At 64.8% G+C, this 21,175-nt stretch carries 21 protein-coding genes; 13 read left to right on the plus strand and 8 right to left on the minus strand.

Translation table 11 applies throughout. The annotated features are described in order from the left end of the window. Window positions 1-42 precede the first annotated feature (42 nt). The gene (locus tag BMG03_RS08450; RefSeq protein WP_075774733.1) at window positions 43-858 is read left to right on the plus strand and encodes a heme-dependent oxidative N-demethylase family protein; all 816 of its coding nucleotides are present in this window, start codon (window positions 43-45) and stop codon (window positions 856-858) included. On the opposite strand, the gene BMG03_RS08455 is transcribed toward BMG03_RS08450, so the two are convergent. Further along, window positions 855-1,169, minus strand: a complete 315-nt coding sequence (locus tag BMG03_RS08455) for a TM2 domain-containing protein (RefSeq protein ID WP_075774515.1) — start codon at window positions 1,167-1,169, stop codon at window positions 855-857. The genes BMG03_RS08450 and BMG03_RS08455 overlap by 4 nt on opposite strands. A gap of 396 nt (window positions 1,170-1,565) precedes the next feature. Here BMG03_RS08455 and BMG03_RS08460 point away from each other — a divergent pair, with 396 nt between their 5' ends. Continuing rightward, window positions 1,566-2,249 carry a sugar transferase gene (locus tag BMG03_RS08460; protein WP_077701185.1) on the plus strand — a complete coding sequence of 228 codons (684 nt, stop codon included), beginning with the start codon at window positions 1,566-1,568 and terminating at the stop codon, window positions 2,247-2,249. A gap of 75 nt (window positions 2,250-2,324) precedes the next feature. Here the strand turns inward: BMG03_RS08460 and BMG03_RS08465 are convergent, their stop codons facing one another. Next, window positions 2,325-3,104 (minus strand): metallophosphoesterase family protein, encoded by a 780-nt coding sequence (locus tag BMG03_RS08465; protein ID WP_075774516.1) that lies wholly within the window; start codon window positions 3,102-3,104, stop codon window positions 2,325-2,327. A 136-nt stretch (window positions 3,105-3,240) separates the two neighbouring features. Between BMG03_RS08465 and BMG03_RS08470 the strand changes: the two genes are divergently transcribed. Together BMG03_RS08470 and BMG03_RS08475 are read left to right on the plus strand one after the other, a co-directional pair. Next, window positions 3,241-4,437: a glycosyltransferase family 4 protein gene (locus BMG03_RS08470; protein ID WP_075774517.1), complete on the plus strand. Its 1,197-nt coding sequence runs from the start codon at window positions 3,241-3,243 to the stop codon at window positions 4,435-4,437. Between the two features lie 182 nt (window positions 4,438-4,619). Further along, on the plus strand, window positions 4,620-4,889 hold the full coding sequence (locus BMG03_RS08475; protein WP_075774518.1) for a hypothetical protein: 270 nt from the start codon (window positions 4,620-4,622) through the stop codon (window positions 4,887-4,889). 5 nt (window positions 4,890-4,894) lie between these two features. On the opposite strand, the gene xrtD is transcribed toward BMG03_RS08475, so the two are convergent. Together xrtD and BMG03_RS08485 are read right to left on the minus strand one after the other, a co-directional pair. Next, window positions 4,895-6,475, minus strand: a complete 1,581-nt coding sequence (gene xrtD / locus BMG03_RS08480; protein WP_075774519.1) for a VPLPA-CTERM-specific exosortase XrtD — start codon at window positions 6,473-6,475, stop codon at window positions 4,895-4,897. An 81-nt stretch (window positions 6,476-6,556) separates the two neighbouring features. Beyond that, window positions 6,557-9,082 carry a tetratricopeptide repeat protein gene (locus BMG03_RS08485; protein WP_075774520.1) on the minus strand — a complete coding sequence of 842 codons (2,526 nt, stop codon included), beginning with the start codon at window positions 9,080-9,082 and terminating at the stop codon, window positions 6,557-6,559. A 244-nt stretch (window positions 9,083-9,326) separates the two neighbouring features. Between BMG03_RS08485 and BMG03_RS08490 the strand changes: the two genes are divergently transcribed. The 8 genes from BMG03_RS08490 (at window position 9,327) to BMG03_RS08525 (ending at window position 16,958) form a co-directional block, all read left to right on the plus strand. Further along, window positions 9,327-10,283, plus strand: coding sequence for an ExeA family protein (locus BMG03_RS08490; protein ID WP_075774521.1), 957 nt, complete (start codon window positions 9,327-9,329; stop codon window positions 10,281-10,283). Then, window positions 10,283-11,791, plus strand: coding sequence for a GumC domain-containing protein (locus BMG03_RS08495; RefSeq protein WP_075774522.1), 1,509 nt, complete (start codon window positions 10,283-10,285; stop codon window positions 11,789-11,791). Before BMG03_RS08490 ends, BMG03_RS08495 begins: the two co-directional genes overlap by 1 nt. A gap of 15 nt (window positions 11,792-11,806) precedes the next feature. Continuing rightward, window positions 11,807-12,658: a CpsD/CapB family tyrosine-protein kinase gene (locus BMG03_RS08500; RefSeq protein WP_077701186.1), complete on the plus strand. Its 852-nt coding sequence runs from the start codon at window positions 11,807-11,809 to the stop codon at window positions 12,656-12,658. Between the two features lie 115 nt (window positions 12,659-12,773). Next, window positions 12,774-13,652, plus strand: a complete 879-nt coding sequence (locus tag BMG03_RS08505; protein WP_075774523.1) for a TIGR01459 family HAD-type hydrolase — start codon at window positions 12,774-12,776, stop codon at window positions 13,650-13,652. 141 nt (window positions 13,653-13,793) lie between these two features. Next, on the plus strand, window positions 13,794-14,237 hold the full coding sequence (locus BMG03_RS08510) for a MaoC family dehydratase (RefSeq protein WP_075774735.1): 444 nt from the start codon (window positions 13,794-13,796) through the stop codon (window positions 14,235-14,237). A gap of 29 nt (window positions 14,238-14,266) precedes the next feature. After that, window positions 14,267-15,205, plus strand: coding sequence for a bifunctional riboflavin kinase/FAD synthetase (locus BMG03_RS08515; protein WP_075774524.1), 939 nt, complete (start codon window positions 14,267-14,269; stop codon window positions 15,203-15,205). A 257-nt stretch (window positions 15,206-15,462) separates the two neighbouring features. Continuing rightward, a complete protein-coding gene (locus tag BMG03_RS08520; RefSeq protein WP_075774736.1) occupies window positions 15,463-15,912 on the plus strand; it encodes a YcgN family cysteine cluster protein in 450 nt (149 codons plus the stop codon). Continuing rightward, on the plus strand, window positions 15,909-16,958 hold the full coding sequence (locus tag BMG03_RS08525; protein ID WP_075774525.1) for a threonine aldolase family protein: 1,050 nt from the start codon (window positions 15,909-15,911) through the stop codon (window positions 16,956-16,958). The genes BMG03_RS08520 and BMG03_RS08525 overlap by 4 nt, the downstream gene beginning before the upstream one ends. A gap of 13 nt (window positions 16,959-16,971) precedes the next feature. On the opposite strand, the gene BMG03_RS08530 is transcribed toward BMG03_RS08525, so the two are convergent. From BMG03_RS08530 to trxB, 3 genes are read right to left on the minus strand one after another with little or no spacing between them, the layout of a single operon-like run. Then, entirely contained in the window at window positions 16,972-17,517 is a 546-nt protein-coding gene (locus tag BMG03_RS08530) for a VOC family protein (protein ID WP_075774526.1), read from the minus strand. 60 nt (window positions 17,518-17,577) lie between these two features. Beyond that, complete coding sequence (locus BMG03_RS08535; RefSeq protein ID WP_075774527.1) at window positions 17,578-18,057, minus strand: RES family NAD+ phosphorylase; 480 nt, start codon at window positions 18,055-18,057, stop codon at window positions 17,578-17,580. After that, window positions 18,054-19,004 (minus strand): thioredoxin-disulfide reductase, encoded by a 951-nt coding sequence (gene trxB / locus BMG03_RS08540; RefSeq protein WP_075774528.1) that lies wholly within the window; start codon window positions 19,002-19,004, stop codon window positions 18,054-18,056. The genes BMG03_RS08535 and trxB overlap by 4 nt, the downstream gene beginning before the upstream one ends. Before the next feature lie 168 nt (window positions 19,005-19,172). On the opposite strand from trxB, the gene BMG03_RS08545 reads away from it, so the two are divergent. Beyond that, complete coding sequence (locus BMG03_RS08545) at window positions 19,173-19,673, plus strand: Lrp/AsnC family transcriptional regulator (RefSeq protein ID WP_075774529.1); 501 nt, start codon at window positions 19,173-19,175, stop codon at window positions 19,671-19,673. Between the two features lie 238 nt (window positions 19,674-19,911). On the opposite strand, the gene BMG03_RS08550 is transcribed toward BMG03_RS08545, so the two are convergent. Beyond that, a complete protein-coding gene (locus BMG03_RS08550; protein ID WP_075774530.1) occupies window positions 19,912-21,135 on the minus strand; it encodes an MFS transporter in 1,224 nt (407 codons plus the stop codon). Window positions 21,136-21,175: the final 40 nt, after the last annotated feature.

Raw genomic sequence — 21,175 nt, forward strand, 5'->3', positions numbered from 1 at the left:
GGGCCTCTTGTCGTGGGCCGCGGCGCGCGGCAATCTGCGGGGATGAAAGACCTTGTCGCCACACCGATCCTGCAAAACCGCCTGAGCTTCGCGCCTTGGGCCGATCCGCGCACGCGGCGGCTGCCAGGTGTGATCCCGGTGACATATGAGGACTGGCTGGAGGTCGATGATGCCTACGCCGCCCAGATGGGCCTGCGCGACCGGCTGATCGGGGAGGCGCGCGATCTGGTGCTGGGCCTGTCGGAGCACGGACGACCTGCGGCGGAAGAGCTCTACGATCTGATCCTGCCGATGCTTCCGGCGCTGGGATTTGCCTGCAGTGCGGAGACGGTCACGCGGCCCGATGGGGCGACAGTTGCGCTGGATCGCACGGACCCGCTCGCCACGCTCGGGCGGCTGCTGCAATGCGATCTATGCCTGATGGAAGCCGACCCCGACGCGTTCGGCCATACCGAGCATGTGCTGACCGGCGGTGTGCTGTGTTTCCCGTCGGGCTGGACGCTGCGCGAGAAATTCATGCGCCCGATGATGCGCATTCACGAACCGATCGAGATCTACACCGATGATCTCGGCAAACGGGTGCAGCGCTTGCTCGATGGCGTGCGTGAGGGCAGGGGGCTGATGCGCGGGACCGCCTCGCGCTCGGCGGCACATCTGCATGATCCACGCTCGGAATACGAATTCGCCCACGCGCCCGCCGACGCCCCTTATATTAGGGTGGAGCGGCAATGCCTGTTCCGGCTGCCGCGCACAAATGCCGTGGTCTTCTCGATCCACACGCAGGTCGTGCGACCGGAAAGCCTGAGCCCGGATCAGGCGCAGGCGTTGGCCGAACACCCGATCCGGCAAGCAGATTAAGCTTCCTGCATCAGCCGCCAGCGCGTCTCTGCCATATCCTGCGAGACCATGCCGGGGATCAGCAGCGCGTCGATCAGCCACCACAGGCCTGCAAGGCCGAGCGGGATGAAGCCGATCAGGATGGGCGACAGAAGCGTGCCGATCCCGGTCAGCGCCAGCATCACCACGCCCGAGAAGACGCGCCCCATATACATCCGGTGCACGCCAAGCATGGGCAGCATGAACCACAGCACATAGCCCAGCAGGGCCGACTTCTTCTCATTCGCGACGCGCTGCTCGATATAGAGCGCGCGGGCATCGTCTCGGGTCATGTTAATCTCCATAACATCTTCCCAGCCGATATGGGCAGTTGTGCCGCGCGATCAAGAGGGGGCGAAAATTCCGCCATGGCGGCGGGGCGACGCAGGCGTCCGGTTTTATAAGTCTTTAACCAAAGGTTACCTAAGGGCAGCGTAGCGCCATTCGCCTTATGCGCGAGTGCGGCGAGGCTGCGGATTACCGCAGTTAGGAAGAAATGTAACATATAAAACAACAAGATAAAAAACGGTGATCAACGACTTGTGATTTTTTGTCGAGATCCGTTTATGGGCCGGAGCCGCAACAATTGGCGGCTTTCGTCACAATTATGGACGAATCAAAGGTAAAAACAGGGTTAAAGAAAAGCGGGCTCGAAGGTTCGCACTTTGAGGCAGTCAATAGGGAAGAAAATGTCGGATCTCTCGACCAACTTCGAACTGGCAAATGCGACGGGCGCGACCCGGACAGGAGCGCGTATTCTGCGCTACGAAGGCATGGGAAAGCGCCTGTTCGACATTCTCGCCGTGGTCGCGATCCTTCCGGTTCTGCTGCCGCTGATCGCGCTTCTGGCGCTCGCAGTGCGCGCCGATGGCGGTCCCGCCTTCTATTCGCAGATACGCGTCGGGCAGGGCGGCAAGCGGTTCCGCTGCTACAAGCTGCGCACCATGCATGTCGATGCCGAGGCGCAGCTTGTGCGTATGTGCAACGAAAACCCGGCGCTCGCGCTGGAATGGTCGGTGAACCAGAAGCTCGACGACGATCCGCGGATCACGCGTATCGGCCGCTTCCTGCGCCGCACCAGCCTCGACGAGCTGCCGCAGTTCTTCAACGTGCTCTTCGGTTCGATGAGCCTCGTGGGGCCGCGCCCCTTCATGCTCGATCAGGAGGCTAGCTACAAAGGCGCCATGGGCCGGGCCTATTACAAGATGCGCCCCGGCATCACCGGGCTGTGGCAGGTCGCCGGGCGTTCGACCACCGCCTTCGTGGACCGTGTGCGCTTCGACGAACGCTACTACGCGAAACTGTCGCTGCTGACCGATCTGTGGCTCTGCCTGATGACCGTCGCCGTGGTGCTGCGCCAGACGGGAAAGTAATTCCGACACCGGTTGCGAGAGAGAGACGGCTTGTAACCTGCCAACGGGCGCTCCCATCGGGGCGCCCGTCTTGGTTCAATTCGCGACTTGCAGGAAGCGCAGCCCGCCCTTGTCGAGCCATGCCGCGCTCAGGAGCCCGGTTTCATAGGCGCCGGTATCGACCGCGATGCGGCCCTGATCGGCCATGGGTTGATCGACGACCCAATGGCCGAATGCGATCCAGACCCCGTCGCGCCGGGTCATCTGTCCGAAACGGGGATGGCCCCAGAGCAGCGCATCGCGGCTTTGGCGTTCCATCGGGTGATAGGGATCGGCCCCGGCATGGGTCGCGGCGAACCGCCCCTCGCGCCACATCGCGGGCCGCGCATCGAGCCAGGCCAGCAGATCGGGCCCCAGCGCACGCGCGAGATCCATCCGCACCGCGTCGAGCACCTCGAGGTCGGTCTCGTTGGGATCGGGCGGCGCGATGCCATAGCTTTGCAGCGTCTGCGCCCCACCGACGCGCAGCCAACCGGCCGTGCGTGCGTCGGGCGCGAGCAGGAAATCGAGCATCATCCGCTCGTGATTGCCCATCAGACAGATCATCCGCGAGGGGTTGGCAAGCTGCGCCGCGTGCAGCGTCGCGAGCACCCGCGCCGAATTCGGGCCGCGGTCGATCATGTCGCCGAGCGTGATGATCCGGGCCTTTGCGCCTTCCGGTTCCTGCCCGATCCGCTCGAACATCTTGGCCAAGAGATCTGCGCGGCCGTGAAGGTCCCCGATCACGCAGATCGGCGCCTCCGGACGGGGCAGGCCATTGGGTGCCGAGGAGGGAGCGGTCTCTGGTTTGAGACGGGAGAGTAGAGAGCGCAACATATGGGGAAATCCGGAGTTATGCGGGGTGGAAACCAACGCGTGGCTGGGACATAACCGTCGCAAGACGTGAGCGAAAGGGGCTCACATAAAAATGGGCGGCAAACCGCCCCCGTGGCAACGGCGGGTCTTAAGCGGCATGGCGAGACGCATTCTGATCGTGGTGGAGAACCTGCCGGTGCCGCTGGATCGCAGGGTCTGGCTGGAGGCCACGACATTGCGCGCCGCGGGCTACGAGGTCTCGGTGATCTGTCCGATGGGGCGCGGCTGGGACGCGGCTTATGAAGAGATCGAGGGCATCCATATCTACCGCCATCCCGCACCACCCGAAGCCCATTCCGGCGCGGTCGCCTATGCGCGGGAATACTGGCACGCGATCAAGGCGTGGTTCCGGCTGGCGAAACAGGTGAAGCGCGAGCGCGGCTTCGACGTGATCCAAGGCTGCAACCCGCCCGACCTGATCTGGCTTCTGGCGTGGCGCTACCGGCTGTCGGGCGTGCGCCACATGTTCGACCATCACGACGTCTGCCCTGAGCTGTTCGAGGCCAAGTTTGGCAAGAAGGGGCTCCTGTGGGCCGTGATGCGCATCTGGGAGCGGATCACCTTCGCCAGCGCCTCGGTGTCGATGGCCACGAATGAGAGCTTCCGCAAGATCGCGATCACCCGAGGTGGCATGGCCCCCGAGGACGTCTTCGTCGTCCGCTCCGCCCCTCGTGTCGAGACCTTCCTGCCCGGACCCGGCGATCCCGCCTACCGCAGGGGCGCGAAGACCGTGCTCGGCTATATCGGCGTGATAGGCCAGCAGGAGGGGATGGACCTTCTGGTTCAGGCGGTGGAGCATCTGGTGCGCAAGCTCGGCCATATCGATCTGCATGTGGTGATCGTGGGCTTCGGCCCCGAACTGCCTAACGTGGAGGCCGACGTCGCGGCGCGGGGTCTGAGCGATTATTTCACCTTCACCGGCCCGCTTTACGGCGAAGAGATGCTCGCGGCGATGAATGCGATCGATATCGGCGTCGCGCCCGATCCGAAAAACGCGATGAACGACATTTCCACCATGAACAAGGTCATGGAATACATGACGCTCGAGAAGCCTTTGGTGCAGTTCGACCTGACCGAAGGGCGGGCCTCTGCGGGGGAGGCCGCGCTTTATGCACGTGCCAATGATCCGAAGGACTTCGCTGCCCGGATCGCGGCGCTGATCGAGGCGCCCGAACGCGCGCGTTCGATGGGTCGGCTGGGCCGTGCGCGGGTGCTCGATGCGCTGTCCTGGGATTTCTCGGCGCGACAGCTCCTTGCGGCCTATGATCGGATATTCTCCAAGATGGAGAAATAAAGCCTGAGATCAGGCTAAACTGTTTCTCCTAAATCGTTACTTTCGCTTGATTTTCGCCAAGATTCCAGTTGCGCGCGGCCCCAATTGCGCCACAAACTCAAGGGGCGAGCAGCGTTGCGGTTCGCGCTGTTTCATTCGGCATTCGGCTTGGATCCTGTATGGCGCATTGGAGGACATCGGCGGTGGCGTTTGCCGCACTGGTTGTGACCGGTGTGGCCAGCTCTTCTTTCGCGGGTGATCTGCGCGAAACCACCCCGAGTTCGATGCCCGGTCAGACGGGCCGCTCGCTTTACGATCCGGTGGCCCATGCGCTCGCGATCGGGCTGACGCCTGCGATGGCAGATTCGCGCGTGGACCGCGCGATCAAAGCCGTGGAAACATGTCCGCTCGTCTTCGACACCCGTAACCCGATCCCGGGCTGCTGGGGCGGGACCGTCGCGCTGGGCTCGTAGGCCCGTCACTCCGGAATAGAGGCGCTCAGCCTGGGCAGGGACTGCCCGATGAAACGTGTAAGGCGCCGGTCGGCCGCGCGGATATCCTCGTCGCGGCGGATCGGCGTGACATAGCGTACCAGCGCGCCATCGGTTCGTCCGCGCGTGAGACCATCCGCGATCACCGACAGCTTCGCGCGCCAGTCACTCGTCATCGCGCGGCCACGTCCGTCGAACCAGTAATACACCAGTTGCCTGTTGAGCCCCTTGGTGATGATCGCGCGGTTGACCTCGAAGGGGGCGCGATGGGGCAGGGCGATGCGATGCGGGCGGAAGGCGCTGACCTCCCAGCCACCGACGGGCAGGCACACCTCGGGCGAGTGGATGCCGTCGCCTTGGCTCTGATCGGCATACCAGGCGACGAACAGGTTCACCGGCGCGTTCTGAGCGGGATCGGCATAGACGGCGTTGAGATAATCGCTCGCCGCTAGGACTTGCTCGGTCGCAGGCTCCAGCGGGCGGCGCGTGCCCTGCCAGCTGTCGATCTGCGTCGGGAAGGACGACAGGGGTGCGCGCTCCGGCGGGAGCGTCGTCATTTGCGGCAGGCCCGACCAGAGCACCAGCGCGACCCCCGTGAGGATGACCGCCAACCCCAGATCGCGCGACGGTGCGAGATTGCGCAAGCGGCGTGCCTCAGGCGCAAAGCGGCGATAGTCCAGATCGAGCGCCTCGGAGAGCGGTTTCGGCTCGGCCACGAGCCGCTGCAGCCCGATCGCGGTGAGGCTGAGGATCGCTATCGCCGCGCCGAAGATCACCCAACCCTCGAAGACATGCAGAAAGCCCTCGGCCTGCTCGATGCCGTAAGCGTCGACGAGGATCGCGACCATACCGATGCGCAGCGAATTCAGAAGCACCGTTAGCGGCGCGGCCATCGCGAAGAGCACCGCCTTATGCCAGAACGGCCCGCGATAGAGAATTCCGAACAGGTAGGAAAAGCTGAGGATCGGGAAGAGATAGCGCAGCCCCGAACAGGCATCGGCCACCTGCAGCTTGTAGACGCCGAGGTCGATGACGTTGCCGCTCAGATGCACTGGAATGTCAGCGGCGCGCACCAGCATCACACCCAGCTCGGACGAGACGAGCTGGAGGGCGATGGTGAGTTTCCAGTAGAGAATCTGCGGCAGCGGCAGCATGAAGATCAGATGCAGCACCGGCTTCCAATGGCGCTTGCCCGCCTGCCAGCCCATGCTCAGCAGCACCACGCCCATCGTCCAGATAATCAGCGCATAGGTCACGAGGTCGGTGATCTGCGCGCGCGCGCCGAAGACAGCGAGGGAGAGCGCCACTGCGATCACCGTGACGCCTTGCCAGCGCTGCGGGCGGGCGTCCAGTTGCAGCGGCGCGTGGTGCAATTCGCGCGCGAAAAGATAGAGCGAAATCAGCGGGATCAGCGGCCCGTGGCTGTATTCCGGCGTGGACCACGCAGCCCCGAGGCTGGCCAGCCCCAATGCGAAGAACGGATAGGAAAGGACGGCCAGCGTCAGCAGGCCGAGCGTGCCCCATGGCAGGGCACGCACCTCGCGCAGAGGGGGGCTCGTAGTGATCATCTCGACTGCTCGCTCATAGGCCGTCTGACGCGGCGCTTTCACATGAGCTTACCCTGCGAGAGCTTTGATCCAAAGACAAAATCAGCGCTGGTCCGGGGCCCGGCGCGGGGTGTTGCCCGACGAGCCCGCCCGCGCGGTCCCGGTCAGCGCCGCAAGCTGCTCCTGCGCGCCTTGCATGGCGGGCGGCAGTGGCGCGCCGGCCAAGCGCAGCGCATCGCGCAAGGCGGCCTCGGCGAGGTCGGTCTCTTCCAGCGCTATCAGCACGGCAGCGTAGTGATATTGCGCCAGCGCGTTCTCCGGCAGCCCGGCCGCGGCAGCGGCAAGAAGGGGGCGCGCGGCGCCGTAATTTCCCAGCCGGTATTCTGTCCAGCCATAGGTGTCCTTGAAGGCAGGTTCAGGTCGCTCGCGGAAGCGTTTCGCGATCCGGGCCGCGCGCTCGAGGCTGGGCCGGTCGTCGCGATGGCTGCTCAGCAGGCTAGCAAGGTTATTGGCGACAATCAGGTCGCTGCTGTCGCGCGTGTAGAGATCGTCATAGGTCGCGATCGCCGCGTCGAACCGGCCCGATTTCTCTTCCGACCGCGCCCGGTAGAGCAGTAGCACCGGATCGGCCTGCGGAGCCTTCTCCAGAGCGGTCTGGATCACCGCAAGCGCGTCGCCTTCGCGCCCTTGGGACGCAAGCAGGCGATAGAGCTGGCGCGCGGGACGCGGATCGACGGGGGCTTCATGCATCAGTGTGCGCAGCGCCGCCTCCGCCTGATCGGTGTCGCCCCGGATCGCGGAGAGATTGGCCGCCAGCAGGCGCAAGCCGCGATTACCGGGCTGTTGCTCCAGTTGAGCGTCGAGATAGGCGCGGGCCTCGGCCCCACGTCCGGAGGCCAGTTGCGCCTGCACCACCGCCGAGACCGCCGCTGCGGAGACTGCCGTGGCCGTGGTGACGCCCTCGTCGCCGGGGCCGGACGCCTGCACCAGAGTTTTCAACGTCTCTATCGCGCTCTCGCTTCGCCCGCGCCCGAGGAGGATCGCGGCACGGATCGACTGGGCCAACCCCTCGGTGCCCGGCGCGGAAAGCGCGGCGAGCCGGTCGGCACTGCGATGGGCGAGTGCCCAGTCGTGATCGGCCAGCGCCAGATCGGCCTGTCGCTTGAGCAGGCCCGGGCTGTTCGGAGTGACCTCCACGGCCTCGGCCAGAACCGTCCGCGCGGCACCGGCGCGGTCGTGCGCGAAGAGGAAATCGACATAGCGGATCGCCTCCGGCGCGGCGCGGCCCGCCGCGTCATAGGCTTGGCTGAACTGCCCCAGCGCGAGATCGGGGGCGCCGTCGCGCAGATAGGTCTCGCCCAGCAGGGTCAGAGTCTGCGGGTTGTCGGGGGACTGTTGTAAGGCGCTGCGCAGATCGGTGATCGCGAGATCGGTGCGATCTTCCTCGATCCGCCAAGTCGCGCGCTGTTGCAGGGCAGGAACGTTCGTCGGGTCGGTCTTCAGGATGGCCGCAATCTCGGCCTTCGCCTTTTCGCGTTGCCCGTCGTGGTCGAGCATCCGGGCGTAAGCGGTGCGGACCTGACGCATCTCCTCGCTGTCGGGATGGCGGGTGATAAGTGCCTGCATCCGCGCAAGCGCCGCTGCCCGGTCACCCGCCTGAAAATCCAGATCGGCGCGCATCGCGGTGAAGATCGCCTCGTTCGGCTCGCCCTGCGACTGCGCGATCAAAGAGTCGAGTTCCGCCCGCGCAGCGTCGGCCCCTTTTGCGCGGGCCAGAAAGCGCACCAGTTCCAGATAGCCGCTCGTCTGCCGGTCGCGATCGGTCGCGAGCTTGTGCAGGAAGCGCGCGGCCCCCGCCGGATCGTCGCGCAGCACATACCATGCGATCAGCGCGGTGCGGGTCTTCGTATCCTCGGGGAACAGCCTCTGCATCGCTTCGAGCTGCGCGCCGATCTCGGCGCTTGAGCCGTGTTTCGAGATCAGCTCCAGCTTAAGGACCTGCAAACGGTATTGCGCCGGGTCGCGGGTCAGCGCGGCATCGAGGGCTGTAAGCGTCGCCGTGTCATCGCCTTCCGCGTTTCGCGCGTCGATCAGTACGTGCCAGCCGGTCAGGATCTCCGGACGCGCTTCGGTCAGTGCTTCGGCCGTCGCTGCGATCTCGGAGCGGCGCGCGGTATCGCGCGACAGGCTGGCGTCCCGCAGGTCGAGCGCAAGCTGCACCGCCTGCGCGCCGGGATCGTCGGGCGCGAGTTCCTTGACCGCGTCCACCTCTTCCTGCGCGCGGGGCAGGTTGCCTGTGCGCAGCGACAGCTCCGCAAGGATGCGATGGACGTCGACGGTCTCTGGATATTGTTCGAGAAGGCGCAGATACTGGCTGAAGGCTTCCTGCAGCCGTCCCTGCGCCAGCAGCAGATCGGCATAGGCGCGCCGCGCGGCCTTATGCGTGCCGTCATATTCGAAGACATTGCGCAGCTCGACCATCGCGCGGACCGGATCGCCTTCGGCCAGAAGCGTCTGGGCCGATTGGTAATGGGCCTCGGCCTTGTCTTCGTCACTCTTGCAACCGCTCAATGCGAGCGCTGCGCAAAGCGCGAGACAGCTCGCGCGCGCATACTGGTATCGGGGCATCTGTCTTGCCTGTCTGCTGCTGCGCTCTGATCGGCGCTTGGCAAGAAGGCTAGCTGCTGCGACGTCAACTATAAAGAGATTTGAACATCCTACCCCTGTCTAAAAGGCCAGTTTTTCGAGGGATAGACGCGTTTTTGCGACAGTTTGGCTGTAACTTCTCACGATTTCCTCACGAATTCTTGCGAAGTGCGGGGGGATGCCGCTTACTGGCGCAAATCCAAGAGGCCAAAGGCCCGGTACAGGCATGAACGAAATCTACACCGAATTCTTCGGACTGGCGGAGCGGCCTTTTTCGCTGCTGCCCGATCCCGACTTCCTGTTCTGGTCGCCAGAGCACAAGCACGCGGCGACGATGCTCGAATACGGGCTTTTCTCGCGCGCGCCGATCACGCTCATCACGGGAGAGGTGGGGGCGGGCAAGACGACGTTGCTGCGTCACCTGATGGCGACCATCTCCGAGGATGTAACGATCGCTCTGGTCTCCAACGCGCGGGGCTCGCGCGATGACGTGATCCGCTGGATCATGCTCTCGCTCGGCCAGCGGGTGGAGGCGGGCGAGGATTACGTCCTGATCTACGATCGGTTCCAGCAGCTTCTGATCCAGGAATATGCTGCCGGGCGGCGCGTGGTGGTGGTGATCGACGAGGCGCAGAACCTCGATGCGGGCGTGCTCGAAGAGCTGCGCATGATCACCAATATCAACGCCGACAAAGACGAGCTGGTGCAGCTGATCCTGATGGGGCAGCCGGAACTGCGCGACCTGATCGCGCGGCCAGAGCTGCGCCAGTTCGCGCAGCGTGTGTCTTCCGGCTTCCATCTCGGGCCGATACCCGCCGATTGCGCGCAGCCCTATGTCACCCATCGCCTGCGGGTTGCAGGTGCGACGCGGGAGATATTCACCCCCGAGGCCGCACAGAAACTGCACGCCCATTGCGGCGGCCTGCCGCGGCTGATGAACCAGCTGGCCGATCTGGGCATGGTCTATGCCTATTCGGCGCGTTCGGAGGTCGTCACCGGCGAGATCATCGACAGGGTGATCGAGGACAATGTCTTCTATCTCCCGGTCGAGACGCAGCGCGCCAAGCCGCGCGTGATCGCACCCGCGCCGATCTCTGCTGCAAGCGCTGGGCATGCCGGCCTTGCGCCCGGTCCCTCACAGCCGGAGCCCGCGCCCGCCTTTCTGCACAGGGGAGGGCGCTGATGCGGGAGCTCCGCTTCTACGCGGCCCTGTTCGCCCGGCGGATCCACTGGCTCTTGCTGGCGGTGCTGCTGGGGGCGCTTGTCGGGCTGGCGGCCGGACGGATGATCACACCGATCTACGAGGCCAGGGCGCTTCTGGTTGTCGAAGGCGATCGCATCCCCGACCGTCTCGCCGCCTCGACCGCGCACACCGATACCAACGCCAAGCTGCAGGTGATCCGCAAGCGCGTGCTCTCGCGTGAGAGCCTTCTCGACATGGCGCGTCGGATGGCGCTGTTTCCGGACCTGCGCACCGAGACCGGCGCGCGCGATGCCGACGCAGTGTTCGAGGCGCTGAAGAATTCGGTCGCGATCGAAATTTCCGAGCAGAGCAGATCGCGCTCCGCCCCCAAGGACGCGACTTTCATGACGGTGTCTTTCCGCGCCGGCGCTCCGGCCCGCGCCGCGCGGGTCGCGAACGAGCTGGTGACGCGCATTCTGAAGGAAGACGCCGATATTCGCACCAAGGCCGCGCGCGATACGCTCGATTTCTTCTCGCGCGAGGTGGATCGGCTGGAGGCGGAGCTGTCGAAATCCTCCGCTGCGATCTTGCAGTTCAAGCAGGAGAACGGCGACGCGCTGCCCGAGGAGCTGCCGCTGCTTCGCGACCGTCTCGCCGCGGTGCAGGCGGACGCGGAGACCCGGCTCGCGCATGTGAACGAGACCGAAACGGAGATCGACCGGCTGGTGCGCCTGCGCGAGGCGGCAGGGCGCAAGGTCGACCGCGACGCGATCTACCCGCCCGCAGCCCGCGAACTGTCCCGGCTGGAAGCGCAGCGCGACGCGCTCAAACCTCTTCTGCCCGCTGATGACGCGCGCCTCGCGGCGCTGGGGGCGCAAATTCAGGAGTTGTCGCAGCAGGCACAGCGACCGCTGCCGAAAGCGAAGTCGGCCTTCGAGAGCCGTCTGCGCGAGTTGACCGATGCGCTTTTCGTGGCGCAGGCTGCGGGCGAGGCCGCTGACTTGAAGATGACGCAGCTTCGCGAAGCCATCGCGAAAGTGCCTGCCAATGCATCGGCGCTCGAAGCGCTGCGCCGCGATCACGACAATCTCGCCGATCAGTACGACAGCGCCGTGCAAGCGCGCGCGGTGGCCGAGACGGGCGACACGATCGAGTCGCTGGCCAAGGGCGAGAAGCTGACCGTGATCGATCAGGCGGTGGCACCGGGCGAGCCGGTGAAACCCAACCGCAAGACGCTGGCGCTGGCCGGGGTCGGAGTGGGGCTACTGCTCGGCCTCGTCGCGATCGCGCTGAAGGAATTGCTCAGCACCGGTATCCGTCGCCCCGAAGACCTGCAGCGCCATTTGGGCATCGCGGCTTTCGCGACGCTGCCTTATCTGAGCGCGCCCGAAGACGCGCGCCGCCGTCGCCGCAAGGTGCTGGTCTCCGGCTCGATGGTAGGCGGGGCGTTCATCGCGGTCGTGGTGCTGTTCAGCGCGTTCTACATGCCGCTCGACCGGCTGTTCTGAGGCAAGGAGAGCGAGATGGCCGAAAGACTTCGAGATGCGATTGCCAAGGCCCGGGCCGCCCGCACCGGGCGTACGGCGTTCGAGCCTGCCGCGCGCGCGCCAGCGTATCAGGGCAGTGACAGTCTCACCGCGGACGCGTGGCAGGCGCTGACGCCGATTGCCCCGAACCTCGGGCGACTGCGCGGCAAGCGCATCGTCAGTCCCGACAGCAGCGCCGAGAGCGCCCCGATCGACCTGATGCGCACCAAGATCGTGCAGCAGATGCGGGCCAATGGCTGGCGGCGGCTGGCGATCACCTCGCCCTCGGCAGGCTGCGGGAAATCCACCGTCGCACTCAATCTCGCGCTGAGCCTCGCACGGCAAGAAGAGCGGCGCACCCTGCTCATCGAGGCCGATTTCCGCAAGCCCTCGCTTCTTAAACTGCTCGACGCGCCGCGCGGCCCGCAGGTTTCCGACGTCTTCGCAGGGGAAGCCGAGTTCGCCGATCACGCGCTGCGTCTGGGCGCCAACCTCGCGATCGGAGCAAACAGCAAACCGGTCGCGACCCCGGCCGAGCTGATCCAGTCGCGCCGCTCGACCGAGGCGCTGGAGCGGATCGAGGCTATCTACGCCCCCGACCTGATGATCTTCGACACCGCGCCCGTGCTGGTCAGCGACGATACGCTCTCGCTCGCCGCCCATGTCGATTGCGTGCTGATCATCGCCGCGACCGAAGAGACCACGATCCGGGAAATCGACATCTGCGAGCGCGAGCTGGCCGAGCGTACCAACGTGATGGGCGTCGTGGTCAACAAGTTCCGCTTCGCGGCCCCCGAATATGGCTATGCCTATGGTTACGGTTACGGGGTCGTTTCGGACGCGAACTGAGCGGTGCCGCCGCTTTGCCTTCCGTCACGCCCGTGCCATATAGCCTCGGTAAGCGAGCGAGGTCCCGCAGGCCGAGGCTTCGGACCGCGCCAAACCCTGCTGACGAAAGGCCGATATGACCCGCATCATCTCTTCTCTCTCCGAGATTTCCGACTCGCATGACGCGCTGTTCTGCGATCTGTGGGGCTGCCTGCATAACGGGGTCGAGGCTTTCCCCGGGGCTGTCGCGGCGCTGCAGGCGTTTCGCGCGAAGGGCGGCAAGGTCGTCCTTCTGACCAACGCGCCGCGTCCGTCGAAGTTCGTGATGGAGTCACTCGACAAGCTGGGCTGTCCGCGCGACGCCTACGACCTCGTCGTCTCTTCCGGCGATGCCGCGCAGGATGCGATGTTCGCGGGCGCCGTTGGCAAGAAGGTCTGGCATCTGGGGCCGTCCAAGGATGACGGCTTCTTCACCGAGGTGCCGGAAGAATGGCAGGGGCAAGCCGAGATCACCCGCGTCGATTTCGACGATGCAGAGGGTATCGTCTGCACCGGTCCCTTCGACGAGGTGAACGAAGTTCCCGAGGATTACCGCCCGAAATTCCTGCTGGCGAAGATGCGCGAGTTGCCGATGCTCTGCGCGAACCCCGATATCGTCGTGGATCTGGGCGACAAGCGCATCTATTGCGCTGGCGCTTTGGCCGCGCTCTACGAGGAAATGGGCGGCGAGGCGATGTATTTCGGAAAGCCCCATCCGCCGATCTACGATCTCGCGCGGCGCAAGTTGAGCCGTCTGGGCGGCGCGGAGGATGCGCGCATCCTCGCCATCGGCGACGGGATCAATACCGATGTGGCCGGCGCCGCGGGGGAGGGGATGGATTGCCTCTTCATCACCGGCGGTCTGGCGCATGACCAGTTCGGCGCCGATCCGCAGAACCCCAATCCGGAGCTGCTGCGCACCTGGCTGGAGGCGCGTCAGCGCGATCCACTCTACAGCATGGGGCAACTGACCTGAGCGGAGCATCAAATTCTCTACGTAACTTTGTTGCGACTTTTGTCTCGGTAGGGTAAAAAAGTTGCGCAGGCGCCTTGCCTGTGCTCTGCCGCATGTGCTATGCCGCAGTGCAACATGAACTTCCGGCTGGGACCTATGGATATGCTCGACAACCTGCCCCGTGGCACGATCTGCATCGAAGATCTGGAAATCGGCATGGTGCGCTACCTCCGCAAGGAGGTCACCGACCGCGACATCGAGATGTTCGCGGAGGTTTCCACCGACCATAACCCGGTCCATCTGGACGATGCCTATGCGCAAGACACCATTTTCGAGGGTCGAATCGCGCATGGCATGCTGACCGCGGGTCTGATCTCGGCGGTGATCGGGGAGCAGCTTCCCGGTCACGGCACGGTCTATCTCGGCCAGTCGCTCAAATTCATGGCTCCCGTGCGCCCGGGCGATGTGGTCTATGCCGAGGTCAAGGTCACGGCGATCGACCATTCGCGTCGCCGTGTCACGCTTGAAACCCACTGCGCGGTGGGCGATACGGTGGTCGTGAAAGGCGAGGCGCTGGTTCTGGCGCCCTCGCGCAAGTTCGACTGACCCGGCGACCTCGCCGGAGGGCGGGGTGGATGAAACGCTTGACCACTTGGAAATCGCTGGAGAAATCCTCGCGCGGGGCCTCCGTCGCGATGGGCAATTTCGACGGCATCCATCTCGGCCATCAATCGGTGATCGATCAGGCGCGCGGGAAAGATGCGCCGCTGGGCGTCATCACCTTCGAACCCCATCCGCGCGAATTCTTCGCGGCGCGCGCCGGCAAGACCCTGCCGCCGTTCCGGCTGATGAACCCCGAGGCGCGCGCCAACCGGCTCGCCAAGCTCGGCGTCGATCGCCTCTATGAGTTGCCCTTCAACGACGAACTGGCCGATATGAGCGCCGACATGTTCGCCCGCGAGGTGCTGGCCGAAGGGCTGGGCGTGACCCATGTCGCGGTTGGCGGCGATTTCCGCTTCGGCAAGGGGCGCGAGGGCGACGTGGCGATGCTGACGGAGCTGGGCGCGAAATACGGCTTCGAGGTCACCGTCGCGCCGCTTCTGCATGTCGAGGGGGTGGAGGCGTCCTCGACCGCGATCCGCACCGCGCTGGCCGAGGGCCGTCCCGAGGATGCCGCCGCGATGCTGGGCCACCTGCACCGGATCGAGGGCGAAGTGCTCCACGGTGACAAGCGCGGACGCGATCTGGGTTATCCGACCGCGAACATGTCGATGGCCGGGCTGCATCTGCCCAAGCTTGGCGTCTATGCGGTGAAGTTCGACGTGCTGACCGGTCCCTACAAGGGTAGCTATCTGGGGGCGGCGAGCCTCGGAGTGCGTCCGATGTTCGGCGAGAACACCCCGAACCTCGAAACCTATGTCTTCGATTTCAAAGGCGACCTTTATGGCGAGCATGTCTCGGTCGCGCTGGTCGAATTCCTGCGCCCCGAAATGAAGTTCGACGGGCTCGAGGCGCTGGTCGCGCAGATGGATGCCGATTGCGTCCGCGCGAGGGAGATTCTGGCGGAGCGCTGAGGGCCGCGCCCGACCTCGGGTGGGCGCTTTATGTCGCCAGTGGCTGGGCGCTTTATCTCACAAGCCCGAATGACGCGTGAACCGCGACTCCCTCGCCAATGCGCCCTCCCGGGGGGAGGTCGGGCGCGGCCCGGGGCTGGTCGCCCCGCGCCAAAAGTCGTCGGTCTGCCCGTCCCGCCATGTCCAAATCGCAGATCCGCTCACGATACGCCGATCTGCCCTTTCCATTTCCCCGCCGCTGCCCCATTTTCCGCGCCATGACCAAATTGCGCCCCGAGTTCTGGAAACTGCCGCTGAAGAAGCTCACCGCCCCCGAATGGGAGGCGCTGTGCGATGGCTGCGGCAAATGTTGCCTGAACAAGCTCGAATACGAGGATACGGGCGAGGTCGTCTTCACCCGCGTCGCCTGTCGGCTGCTCGATGGTGAGAGCTGCAGCTGCACGCAATATGACATTCGCCACCAGTTCGTCCCCGAATGCGTGACGCTGAGCCCCAAGACGATCCACAAGATCGCCTATTGGATGCCCGCGACCTGCGCCTACCGGCTGCGCTTCGAAGACAAACCTCTACACGACTGGCACTACCTGATCTCGGGCTCGCGCGAGACGGTCCATGAGGCCGGGGAGAGCGTGCGCGGCTGGACCGTGCCCGAGTTCGAAGTGCCCGAAGACGAGTGGGACGAATACACGATCGAGGATCTCTCATGAATTTTGCCTCCGACAACACGTCCGGCGCCCATCCCGCCATTCTCGAGGGCCTCACGGCCGCGAATGAGGGTCATCTGCATTCCTATGGCGACGATCCGATCACCGAGGGCGTTCAGGCGAAGATCCGCGAGATCTTCGAGGCACCCGAAGCGCGTGTCTATCTGGTCGCGACCGGGACGGCGGCCAATGCGCTCTCCTGTGCGGTGCTGACCGATCCCTGGGGCGCGATCTTCTGCCACCGCAACGCCCATATCGAGGAAGACGAGTGCGGCGCGCCGGAATTCTACACCAACGGCTCGAAACTGGTTCTGGTCGACGGGCCGGATGCGAAGATGGACGCCGACGCGCTGGCGCGCACCATCGCGCACACGGGCCGCGGCGGTATCCATAACGTGCAGCGCGGCATGGTCTCGATCACCAACTCGACCGAGGCAGGCGCGGTCTATTCGCCCGAGGACGTGAAGGCGCTGACCGATGTCGCACGCCGCTACCATCTGCCGGTGCATATGGACGGCGCGCGTTTTGCCAATGCGCTGGTCGCTGCGGGTTGCACTCCTGCGGAGATGACGTGGAAGGCGGGCGTCGACGTGCTCAGCTTCGGCGGCACCAAGAACGGCTGCATGGCGGTTGAGGCGGTGGTGATCTTCGATCCCAAACGCGCCTGGGAGTTCGAGCTGCGCCGCAAGCGCGGTGGCCATCTTTTCTCGAAACACCGTTTCCTCGCGGCCCAGATGCAGGCCTATCTGGCCGATGATCTGTGGTTGAAGACCGCGCGGCATGCAAATGAAATGGCACGCAAACTCTCGGAAGGCATCGGCCAGATCGAGGGCGCGAAGCTGATCCACCCGACGCAGGCCAATGCGGTCTTCGCCGCCTTGCCGCGCGGCGCGCATAAGCGCGCGAATGCGGCCGGGGCCTATTACTATCTCTGGCCCTTCGATCAGTCGCTGGAAGGCCCTGAAGACGAGCTTCTGGCCGCGCGTCTGGTCTGCTCCTGGGCCACAACGCCCGAGGAAATCGACGCCTTCCTCAGCCACCTGGCGTAATCGGCGCCGAAGATCAGCGCCGCCCGGGCAGCTCGCGAAATGCGATCTTCTCGGGCGGGCCATCCCATTCCGGATGCTCTTTCTGCGCGGCTCTCAGGGCCGCGCGGAACCGGCGGATCGCACCAAGGCCCGGAATGCGCGGGATATGTGCGAGCTCCCAGTGAATGCCGTTGATCGGATCGTCGAAGAACACCGCGTAATAGCCCGGCGCATAGACGGGATATTCCCGCGGGGCGTCTGTCACCGACAGCTCGCGCGGGATCAGGAAATCTCGGTGAAACGCATCCACTTCGGCGCGTGACTTCGCCCAGAGCGCGATATGATGTATGCCCACCGCCCGCGCGTCATGATCCAGCTTCTTGCCGGAATGCGCGGGCTGGATGCCGATATAGGAATGCGGCATCGGGAAGCGCGCCATGTAATAGGTCGACCGATATCCGATATCGAGCGTCCAGAAGCTCTTATATCCAAGCCATCCGAACATCGCATCGTAGAAGGCGATCGACCTTTCATAGTCGAGCACCGAAAATTCGACGTGATTGACCCCGCGCCAACGCATGAGAGGCCTCCTTTCGGTTGCCTTCACACTAGACGAGGCAGGCGACCATGCAATGACGCTTCACGCAGACGGGATAGGGTAGGGCGGCTGCCAGACCTTTGCGGGGGCAAGCTGCCGGACCGTCGCGGGGGTAACCTCGAACAGCACGAGATGGCTCAGATCGGGGCGCGAGCGCGACGCATAGAGCATCGCTTGCGCGCCGCTGTTCCGCGCTCGATCCGAGAAGTGCCAAGTGGACGAGGGCGCGCCGCTCGCCCTCTCATCCTGCCAGACCGCCGCCGCCGCCGCCTGATCGGGCGTGCCTCGCAGGTCGTCCACCGCCTGCGCTGTGATCTCCAACGGAACGATCACCCGCGGCGGATCGCTCGCCCGCACGTAACGCCGCAGGGCTACGCCAGCCCCTTCGGCACTCAGCGAGGCATAAAGGGCTACCTGCCCGGAATGATGAAACCGGCCCTCCGGATGGCGGGCCGGTTCGCAAGCATCTTCGGCACGATCGGCAGAGAGGATCCGCCAGACCGTGCCGTGGAAAGAGATCACTCGGCTTCGCCCTGCTCGGCGAGGAATTTCTCGGCGTCGAGCGCGGCCATGCAGCCCATGCCGGCGGAGGTGACCGCCTGACGATAAGTGTGATCGGTCAGGTCGCCTGCCGCGAAAATGCCCGGCTGCGAGGTCCGGGTCGAGCCCGGCTCCACCCAGACATAGCCGCCCGATTGCATCTTCAGGCTGTCATTGACCAGTTCCGACGAAGGCGCGTGGCCGATCGCCACGAAGAACCCGTCGCAGGGGATCACCTTCTCCGAGCCGTCCGCGGTGGATTTCACGCGCACGCCGGTCACGCCCAGCGGATTTTCGTCGCCGAGGATTTCCTCGACCGTGTGATTCCACTCGATCTCGACCTTGGGGTTCTTGAACAGGCGCTCCTGCAGGATCTTCTCCGAACGCAGCGTGTCGCGGCGGTGGATCAGCGTCACCTTGGAAGCGAAGTTGGTCAGGAACAGCGCCTCTTCGACCGCGGTGTTGCCGCCGCCGATCACCACGACCTCCTTGCCGCGATAGAAGAACCCGTCACAGGTCGCGCAGGCCGAGACGCCGAAGCCCTTGAACTTCTCTTCCGAGGGGAGCCCAAGCCATTTCGCCTGCGCGCCGGTGGCGAGGATCACCGCCGAAGCCTCGTAGGTCGTACCCGAATCGCCTTTTGCAACGAAGGGTCGCTTCGACGTGTCGAGTTCGGTGATCATATCCATGATGATCTCGGTGCCCATCGCGCGGGCATGCTCTTCCATCTTCACCATCAGCTCGGGGCCCTGGATCTCGCTCTCGCCGGGCCAGTTCTCGACCTCGGTGGTGATGGTCAGCTGGCCGCCCGGCTGCATGCCCTGCACCAGAACCGGCTCGAGCATCGCACGCGACGCATAGACCGCCGCCGTGTAGCCGGCAGGGCCGGAACCGATGATCAGAACCTTGGTTTTCTTCGTCTCGGACATGCCCGCCTCCTTGGAAATCTGCCCGACGGATATAGTCGGAGCGAAGCGCGCCGAAAAGCCCCTGCATGCCGCGACAAATAGCACTTGCGGAGCGTGTCGCGAAATATTATTGCGCCTCCTCTCTTCCGGCGGTAAGTTCTGCCGCAACGCACGAAGGATTATTTCAACATGGCCACCTCTCGGCTCGACGATATCGACCGCAAAATCCTTGCTGAACTGCAGGCGGACGGGCGGATGACGAATGTCGAATTGGCGAAACGCGTGGGGATTTCGGCCCCGCCGTGCCTGCGCCGCGTGCGCACTCTTGAAGAGGCGGGTTACATTCGTGGCTACCATGCCGATGTAAACCCGCGCGAACTGGGATTCGAGGTGCAGGTCTTCGCGATGGTGCGCCTGCACAGCCAGGCCGAGGCGGACCTGTCGAATTTCGAGGCGCGCTGCCGGGAATGGCCGCTCGTGCGCGAGTGCCACATGCTCAACGGCGAGATCGATTTCGTGCTGAAATGCGTGGCGCCCGACCTGTCGAGCTTCCAGAGCTTCCTGACCGGGCAACTTACCGCCGCCGAGAACGTCGCCAGCGTGAAAACCTCGCTGGTAATCCGCTGTGCCAAGGACGAGCCGGGCGTGCCCTTCGACGTGCTCGAAGAGCGTATCGCCAAACTGGCCTGAGCCTTGCCCTGACCCCATCCGTTGCCGGAGGTGCGCTGCCCCTCCCTTCGCTGTCGCGAATTCCCGCCCCGGGATATTTTCGCCAAGCCGAAGGGGCGCGTGGCCGCTTCGCTCTTGAGAAATATCCCGAGGGGGCCGTAGGCCCCGGGGGCAGAGCCCACGTCTTTTTTGATATATGTCGCCGGCCGGCGAAGCGTTTCTTGATATATTTCGCCGTCCGGCGACGGGGCGGCGCCCCTCAGCGCGTCTCTTTCGGGCGCAGCACCAGCCAGATCAGCGCGGCGCCGGCCAGCGTCAGAAACGGGATCATCGCGAGGTTGACTGCCTGCCAGCCCGCCTGGGCATTGCCGCTCTGGGTGCAGTTCATCAGCCCGCCCGAGGCGAGCGAGGCGAGGAAGACGCCGCCGAACACCACGAAATCGTTCATCCCCTGCACATGCCCGCGCTCTTCCGGGCTATGGGCTGAGGCGAGCATCGCGGTCGCCCCGATGAAGCCGAAGTTCCAGCCGAGGCCGAGGAGGATGAGCGTGGCGTAGAACTGTGCGAGATCGACGCCGCTCAGTGCCATCGCACCCGCTGCGGCGAGGATGGCCAGTCCTGTGCCGACGATCGCCTCTTTGCCGAAACGGGCGATCAGGTGGCCGGTGAAAAAGCTCGGCACATACATGGCGAGCACATGCGCCGAGACGATATTGGCCGCGTCCGCTTGCTCGAACCCGCAGCCGACGACCGCGAGCGGCGTCGAGGTCATCACGAGGTTCATCAACGCGTAGGAGACCATGGCGCAGATCATCGCGACGAGGATGACCGGATCTTTCAGCAACTCGCGGCGGCTGCGGCCCTCGTGACGTTCGTGCTTCTTGCGCCGTCCCGGGGCGGGGATGTCGAGGAAGGAAAACAGGATCGGCCCGAGCGCATTGATCGCGATGATCGCGAGATATGTCGCCATGAAGGGTACGACCATCGCCTCGCTCGTGACTTTCACCAACTGCGGCCCGATGATCGCAGCCACCAGCCCGCCCGCCATCACGTAGGATATCGCCTTGGGCTGAAACTCCGCGCTGGCGGTATCGGTCGCCGCGAAGCGGTAGAAGCCCTGCGCCGACATGTATGTACCGGTGAAGAACGACCCCAGCATGAAGAGCGCGAAGGAACCGTGGAACAGCGCATAGGCCGCGGTCGCCGCCCCCAGCGCGCCCATCGCATTGGCGAGGATGAAACCCGCGCGGCGACCCTTCGCTGCCATGAATTCCGACATCGGCTGTGCCGAGAGGACCGAGCCAAGAATGATCAGCGACAGGGGCAGCGTCGCGAAGCAGGGGTTGGGCGAGAGCATCTGGCCCGCGAGCCCGCCCACAGTGAAGATCATCGGCATTTGCGCGCCAAGCAGCGCCTGTGCCAGGACCAGCACGATCGTGTTGCGCATTTCGCGCGTGGCGGGAGGGGCGGGAATGTCACTCATGACAGCTTGCTAGCGTGGCGATTGGGGGCTGGCAAGCGGG

This window comes from Thioclava nitratireducens, assembly GCF_001940525.2.
GTDB lineage: Bacteria > Pseudomonadota > Alphaproteobacteria > Rhodobacterales > Rhodobacteraceae > Thioclava > Thioclava nitratireducens.